The sequence below is a fragment of the Ramlibacter aquaticus genome, from assembly GCF_015159745.1.
In the GTDB taxonomy this organism is placed as follows: Bacteria; Pseudomonadota; Gammaproteobacteria; order Burkholderiales; family Burkholderiaceae_C; genus Ramlibacter; species Ramlibacter aquaticus.
Genome location: NZ_JADDOJ010000050.1, coordinates 22,242 through 29,126, shown reverse-complemented (window position 1 = coordinate 29,126; position 6,885 = coordinate 22,242). Strand labels below are relative to the sequence as shown.

Genomic DNA, 6,885 nt, shown 5'->3' with positions numbered 1-6,885 from the left:
ACAGGGCATGGGTGGGTACTGCGTTGAAACGGGGATCGGACGATCAGCCTGGGGGCCTGGGCCCTGTCAGGGGGCCGATGCGTCACGGGGAAGGGCGGCGCGACGCCAGCTGGCGCTGAAGCGCGCGTGGGACTTGTCCATGTGCTGCTGCATCGCGGCGCGCGCGGCCGGCGCGTCGTGCGTGCGGATCGCGGCCAGCACGGCCTCGTGTTCGGCGATGGCCGAGCGCCAGGAGGGCACGGTCTCGAAGTAGTCGCCCAGGCGCTCGAACAGCGGGCCGTGGCGTGCGTCCCAGAAGGTCTGCACCGTCTCCAGCAGCACCACGTTGCCTGTCGCCTCCGCCACCGCGAGGTGGAAGGCGCGGTCGCCCGCCAGCGGCGCGACGCCGCGCGCCGTGTCCTCGGCCATGGCGTCGATGGCGGCGCGTATGGCCTGCATGTCCTTGCGCTTGGCGTTCTGCGCCGCGAGCGAGGCGATCTCGCCCTCGATCGCCCGGCGCGCCCGGATCAGCTCCAGCGGGCCCCATTCGGACGCCGGCACCTGGCGCCCGGGGCGGCTGCGCTCGCTGCGGTCCAGCACGTAGACGCCCGAGCCGGTGCGCACCTCGACCCAGCCTTCCACCTCCAGCGCGATCAGGGCCTCGCGCACCGAGGGCCGGCTCACGCCCAGCTGGCGGGCCAGGTCGCGCTCGGCCGGCAGGCGCGTGCCGGGCCCGAACTCGCCGCCGGTGATGAGCGCGCGCACCTGCTCGGCGATCTGCCGGTAGAGGCGTTGCGGTTCCACGGTCTGCAGCGGCATCGGATCAGGGTTGTCGAGGATTGGCCAAGTGGTCAGGCCAATTAATATCGAACGCCCGCCCCAGCGGCGCATCCGGCAAAACCCCCATGAGACTGCAAGGCAAGACCCTCCTCGTCACGGCGGCCGGGCAGGGCATAGGCCGGGCCAGCGTGCTCGCCCTGGCCGCGGAAGGCGCCCAGGTGTGGGCCACCGACATCAATGCCGAGCTGCTGGCGGCCTACGAGGGCGTGCCCAACGTGCAGGCCTGGCGCCTGGACGTGCTCGACAAGAGCGCCATCCAGGCCCTGGTGCAGGCCATGCCGCGCGTTGACGTGCTCTTCAATTGCGCCGGCTTCGTGCACGCCGGCACCGTGTTGCAGGCCACGGACGAGGAGTGGGCCTTCGCGCTCGACCTCAACGTGCGCTCGCAGTTCTGGGCCATCCAGGCCGTGCTGCCGCGCATGCTGGCGCAGGGCGGTGGCAGCATCATCAACATGGCCAGCGTGTGCAGCAGCATCAAGGGCCTGCCCAACCGCTTCATCTACGGCACCACCAAGGCGGCGGTCATCGGGCTGACCAAGAGCGTGGCGGCGGACTACGTGGCCGACGGCATCCGCTGCAATGCGGTCTGCCCGGGCACCGTGGACACGCCCTCGCTCCAGCAGCGCATCAACGCCAACGCCGACCCCGAGGCCGCGCGTCGCGCCTTCATCGCCCGCCAGCCCATGGGCCGGCTGGCCCAGGCCGCCGAGATCGCACCGGTGGTGGTTTTCCTGGCCAGCGACGAATCCCGCTTCGTCACCGGCCAGGCCTATGCAGTGGACGGAGGCATCACGGTATGAACCAACTCGACTTCAAGGGCCGCCATGCGGTCGTCACCGGGGGCGCCACCGGCCTGGGCTTCGCCATCGCGCAGCGCCTGCTCGCCTCCGGCGGCAGCGTCACGCTGTGGGACCGCGACGAGGCCGCGGCCCAGGCGGCCGCGCGCCAGCTGGGCGCCGGTGCGTCCGCGGTCGGCGTGGACGTCGCCAGCCACCCGGCCGTGCAGGCGGCCGTGCAGGCCACGCTGGCGATCTCCCCGCGGGTGGATGCGCTGGTGAACAGCGCCGGCATCACCGGCCCCAACACCCAGGTCTGGGACTACCCGGTGGACGCCTGGCGCCAGGTAATGGACGTGAACCTGACGGGCCTGTTCCTGTGCTGCCGCGAGCTGGTGCCGGTGATGCGCCAGGCCGACTACGGGCGCATCGTGAACATCGCCTCGGTCGCCGGCAAGGACGGCAACCCCAACGCCAGCGCCTACAGCGCGAGCAAGGCGGCGGTGATCGCGCTCACCAAGTCGCTGGGCAAGGAGCTGGCCGGCAGCGGCGTGCGGGTGAACTGCGTGACTCCGGCGGCGGTGAAGACCGCGATCTTCGACCAGATGACGCCCCAGCACATACAGTTCATGCTGTCGAAGATCCCCATGGGGCGCTTCGGCACGCCCGAGGAGGTGGCGGCCCTGGTCGGCTGGCTGTGCACGGAGGATTGCTCGTTCTCCACCGGCGCGGTGTTCGACCTGTCCGGCGGCCGCTCCACCTACTGAACCTTCACCACTCAAAGAAAGACGACGGCATGAAACTCGTGCGCTACGGCAACCCCGGCAAGGAAAAGCCCGGCCTCATCGATTCGGACGGCAAGCTGCGTGACCTGTCCGGCGTGGTGCCCGACATCGGCCCCGCGCAGCTCGGCCAGGTGATGCTCACCCGCCTGCGCAAGACCAACCCGGCCAAGCTGCCGCTGGTGCGCGGCACGCCGCGTTTCGGCTGCCCGGTCGCCCATGTGGGCAAGTTCATAGCCATCGGCCTGAACTACGCCGACCACGCGGCCGAATCCGGCATGCCCATCCCCAAGGAGCCCATCGTCTTCACCAAGGCCACCAGCTGCATCCAGGGCCCGAACGACCCGGTGATGCTGCCCAAGGGCTCCAAGAAGAGCGACTGGGAGGTCGAGCTGGGCGTGGTCATCGGCGAACGCGCCCGCTACGTCTCGCAGAAGGATGCGCTGGCCTACGTCGCGGGCTACTGCGTCGTGAACGACGTGAGCGAACGCGAGTACCAGCTCGAGCGCGGCTCGCAGTGGGACAAGGGCAAGGGCTGCGACACCTTCGGCCCGATCGGCCCCTGGCTGGTGACGCCGGACGAGTTCGAGAACGTGCACCGCCTGGACATGTGGCTGGACCTGAACGGCCAGCGCATGCAGACCGGCAACACCAAGACCATGATCTTCAACGTGCCCAAGCTGGTGAGCTACGTGAGCCAGTTCATGACGCTGCTGCCCGGCGACGTGATCACCACCGGCACGCCGCCCGGGGTGGGCATGGGCATGAAGCCGCCCGTCTTCCTCAAGAAGGGTGACGTGATGACCCTGGGCATCCAGGGCCTGGGCGAGCAGCGCCAGGTGGTGGTGCCCTTCAAGGCCTGAAGCGCCGGGGCCGGCCCGCGCCGTGGCCGGCCTGCGGCCCAGGGCGGGACGCGCCCGGCCTCAGGAGCGCGTGCCGTAGCGGCAGGACTGGGGCAGAAGCGCGACCGGCAGCGGGTGGGAGCCGGCGTCTGCCGGCCCGCATTCCCAGCTGCCGATCTGCCGCCCGCCGTCCTGCTGGCCGTCCAGCGGCCGGCCCGCCACGAAGGGCCGCAGCCACAGCTGGTTGGCGTTCGCGCGCGCCGCGCCGCCCACCGTGCCCTCGTTCACCGTCACCACGACCACGCCGTCGGGCGTGACGGCGAAGCTGCGCACGTAGCGGCTGGCCGCGGACGTGCAGGCCGTGCCGAACGCGCCGCTGACGTCGGGCTGCAGGGCGCTGCCCACGCTCTCGGTCACTTCCGTCTGGCAGGCCGCGACCCCCTGCAGGACTTCCGCCATGCGGGCCCGCGCGGCGTAGTCCTGGTAGGCCGGCAGGGCGGCCGCCGCCAGCACACCGATGAGCGCGACGACGACCAACAGCTCGGGCAAGGTGAATCCGTGGTTTCGCTTCATGGTGAAAAGAATGAAATAAGTGAATAAAGTGTTAGAAGTGATTATTGGGCGATGTACCTTCTGCGGTCCAGTTTTTAAGTAGTATTTACACCACAAACGTTTAAAACGTTTTTAAAGGGTGCTAGGGGATCGCGCTGCGGGCTGCGCTGTACCAGGCGCAGGCAGCGCGCAAGCACGGGGCGGGCGGAATGAACCGTGTCCCCATCCGGGCCGGGGGCGCCGTTGCCGACGCACGAGCGTCGGCATGCGCACCGCGGCGGCGCCTCAACCCGCGGGGGTGGTGGGTGGCGTGTCCTGCAGGAAGGGGTCCAGCCCCTCGCGCTCCCAGCCTTCGCCCAGGGTCTCGCTGGGGTGCTGGGTGCGCTCCGTGCCGTTGCCGCAGACCATGTCCTGGGCCGCGCAGTAGCGGTCGCAGCCCCAGCAGGTGCGTTCAGGGTGGGCCGGTGCGATGGGGAAACGGCGGGTGGCCATGGGTCCCATGGTCGGGACCCGCGACCGTCAGGGTTTTGCGCTGGCGCAAGAAGCGCGCTGAGGGCGGCCCCCGCATTCGGCCACCGCGCCGCCGCGGCGACCCCGCGCGCTGGCTCAGACGCCCAGGAAGCCCGCCAGCGCGTCGCTGGCCTGCAATTCGGGCGCGGCCCCGGACAGCACGACCTGGCCCTTCTGCAGCACCACGGCGCGGTCGCTGTGGGCCAGCACCTTGCGGAAGTCGCGGTCCACGATCAGGGTCGCGATGCCGTCGGCGCGAATGGTGGCGATCACCTTCCAGATCTCGGCCACCACCAGCGGCGCCAGGCCCTCGGTGGCCTCGTCCAGGATCACCAACTCGGGCTGCGTCATGAGCGCGCGGCCGATGGCCAGCATCTGCTGCTCGCCGCCGGAGAGCTGGCCGCCCAGGTGGCGCACCCGCTCGGCCAGCCGCGGAAACGTTTCCATCACGCGCTCGTAGCTCCAGCCCCCGCGCACGGCCGCCGCCGCGGGCCGCGACGCCATCACCAGGTTCTCCTTGACGGAGAGGTTGGGGAACACGCCACGGCCCTCGGGCACGTAGGCCACGCCGCGACGCGCCACCTCGTGCGGCTGGGCGCGGCTCATGTCGCGGCCGAACAGCAGGATGTGGCCGTCGCGCTGCGCCACATGGCCCAGCAGCGTGCGGATCAGCGTGCTCTTGCCCATGCCGTTGCGGCCCAGCAGGCCCACGGTCTCACCGCGGCCGATCTGCAGGCTCACGCCGTGCAACACGTGGCTGCTGCCGTACCAGGCGTGGATGTCCCGCGCATCCAGGATCAGGTCGTTCGCCATCTCAGTGGCCTCCCAGGTAGGCGGCCTGCACCTCGGGGTTGGCGCGCACCTCGGCCGGGGTGCCCGAGGCCATGACCCGCCCGTTCACCATCACGGTGATGCGGTCGGCGATACGGAATACCGCGTCCATGTCGTGCTCCACCAGCAGGATGGCGTGGTCGCTGCGCAGCTCCGCCAGCAGGGCCAGCATGCGCTCGGTTTCCTCGGCGCCCATGCCGGCCAGCGGCTCGTCCAGCAGCAGCACCTGCGGTGCGGTCGCCAGGCACATCGCGATTTCCAGCTGGCGCTTCTGGCCGTGCGACAGAAGGCCGGCGGGCCGGTCCGCCACCTCGGCCAGGCCGGTCCGCCGGGCGACCTCGATCGCGGCGGGCCCGCTGTCGGGGCAGGCCGCGGCGTCCTCCCACAGGCGCCAGGGCCGGGGATGCCGCGCCTGCGCCGCGAGGCGGCAGTTCTCCAGCACCGTGAAGCTGGGGTAGATGGTGTTGCGCTGGTAGCTGCGGCCCAGGCCGGCGCGGGCGCGGCGCGGCTGCGTCCAGCCGGTCACGTCCTGGCCCAGCAACTCCACGCGGCCGGCCGAGGGCGGGATCTCGCCCGACAGGATGTTGATCAGCGTGGACTTGCCGGCGCCGTTGGTGCCTATCACCGCGTGCACCGTGCCGCGCACCAGTTCCACCGACACCTCGCTCACCGCCACCAGGCCGCCCCAGCGGCGGGTGATGCCTTCGCCGCGCAGCAGCACCTGCGTGCCGGCTGCAGGCGGGTTGTTTGTCGTGCTCATGCCCCGGCCCCCGTGCGTGCGGCCGCGGCGCCGGCGCGGCGCGAGGCGCGCCCCAGCAGGCGGTCGCGCACCTGGCCCGGCACGCCCACCAGCCCGCGCGGCAGCAGGGCCACGCTGGCGATGATGGTCAGGCCCAGGCCCAGCAGCCAGTGCTTGGCGAAAGCGCCGAAGATGGCCTCGCTGCGGTAGAGCTCCTGCAGCAGCGCGAAGGCGAAGGCACCGACCAGCGCGCCGCGCAGGTGGCCGATGCCGCCCAGGATGATCATCACCAGCACCGCGCCGGAGAGGTGCCAGCTCATGAGCTCGGGGTTGACCACGCCGTCCTTCACGCCGAAGAGAAAGCCGGCCAGCCCGGCGATCGCGCCCGAGAGGGTGAAGGCCGCGAGCTTGTAGGGGTAGGTGGAGTAGCCGGTGGCGCGCATGCGCTGCTCGTTGACGCGGATGCCGGCCAGCGCGCGGCCGAAGCGCGAGCGCGAGACCAGCGCCAGGAAGACGAAGACCGCCGCCAGCATCGCCAGCGTGAAGCCGTAGAGCACGAGCGGCTTGTCCAGGTCCAGCGGGCCCAGCACCGGCTTGGCCGTGAGGTAGATGCCGTCGGTGCCGCCGCCCAGCGGCGTGTCGTGGGCGACGTAGTAGGCCATCTGCGCGAAGGCCAGCGTCACCATGATGAAGTACACCCCGCGCGTGCGCAGGCTGAGCGCGCCCACGGCCAGCGCGTACAGCCCGGCGGCCAGCACGGCGCCCGGCAGCAGCAGGAGCAGCGAGCCCGGCTCGCCGCTGGCGGGCGAGAGCAGCACCGCTGCGTAGCCGCCGATGCCGAAGAAGGCGGCGTGGCCGAAGCACACCAGCCCGGTGCCGCCGACCAGCAGTTCCAGGCTGAGCGCGAAGATGGCGTAGACCATGATCTTGGTGACCAGGTCGACGCCGAAGCTGCCGGCGGCCAGCGGGTACAGCGCCAGCCCGGCGAAGCAGGCCAGCGTGAACAGGCCCTTGGGGGAAAGAAGCTCGCGCAT

9 protein-coding genes are annotated in these 6,885 nt (G+C 71.1%); 3 read left to right on the top strand and 6 right to left on the bottom strand.

What is annotated here, in order from left to right; all coding sequences use genetic code 11:
• Positions 1-66 precede the first annotated feature (66 nt).
• Positions 67-798, bottom strand: coding sequence for a FadR/GntR family transcriptional regulator (locus IM725_RS12810; protein WP_193780992.1), 732 nt, complete (start codon positions 796-798; stop codon positions 67-69).
• A gap of 86 nt (positions 799-884) precedes the next feature.
• Here IM725_RS12810 and IM725_RS12805 point away from each other — a divergent pair, with 86 nt between their 5' ends.
• From IM725_RS12805 to IM725_RS12795, 3 genes are read left to right on the top strand one after another with little or no spacing between them, the layout of a single operon-like run.
• Complete coding sequence (locus tag IM725_RS12805; RefSeq protein WP_193780991.1) at positions 885-1,619, top strand: SDR family oxidoreductase; 735 nt, start codon at positions 885-887, stop codon at positions 1,617-1,619.
• Positions 1,616-2,362, top strand: a complete 747-nt coding sequence (locus tag IM725_RS12800) for an SDR family NAD(P)-dependent oxidoreductase (protein WP_193780990.1) — start codon at positions 1,616-1,618, stop codon at positions 2,360-2,362. Before IM725_RS12805 ends, IM725_RS12800 begins: the two co-directional genes overlap by 4 nt.
• Before the next feature lie 29 nt (positions 2,363-2,391).
• Positions 2,392-3,240: a fumarylacetoacetate hydrolase family protein gene (locus tag IM725_RS12795; RefSeq protein WP_193780989.1), complete on the top strand. Its 849-nt coding sequence runs from the start codon at positions 2,392-2,394 to the stop codon at positions 3,238-3,240.
• 60 nt (positions 3,241-3,300) lie between these two features.
• Here IM725_RS12795 and IM725_RS12790 read toward each other — a convergent pair whose 3' ends face one another.
• From IM725_RS12790 to IM725_RS12770, 5 genes are all read right to left on the bottom strand, one after another.
• Positions 3,301-3,792: a pilin gene (locus IM725_RS12790; RefSeq protein WP_193780988.1), complete on the bottom strand. Its 492-nt coding sequence runs from the start codon at positions 3,790-3,792 to the stop codon at positions 3,301-3,303.
• Positions 3,793-4,056: 264 nt separating this feature from the next.
• Positions 4,057-4,263: a DUF3079 domain-containing protein gene (locus tag IM725_RS12785; protein WP_193780987.1), complete on the bottom strand. Its 207-nt coding sequence runs from the start codon at positions 4,261-4,263 to the stop codon at positions 4,057-4,059.
• A gap of 114 nt (positions 4,264-4,377) precedes the next feature.
• On the bottom strand, positions 4,378-5,094 hold the full coding sequence (locus tag IM725_RS12780) for an ABC transporter ATP-binding protein (RefSeq protein WP_193780986.1): 717 nt from the start codon (positions 5,092-5,094) through the stop codon (positions 4,378-4,380).
• A 1-nt stretch (position 5,095) separates the two neighbouring features.
• Positions 5,096-5,872: an ABC transporter ATP-binding protein gene (locus IM725_RS12775; protein ID WP_193780985.1), complete on the bottom strand. Its 777-nt coding sequence runs from the start codon at positions 5,870-5,872 to the stop codon at positions 5,096-5,098.
• Entirely contained in the window at positions 5,869-6,885 is a 1,017-nt protein-coding gene (locus IM725_RS12770) for a branched-chain amino acid ABC transporter permease (RefSeq protein ID WP_193780984.1), read from the bottom strand. Before IM725_RS12770 ends, IM725_RS12775 begins: the two co-directional genes overlap by 4 nt.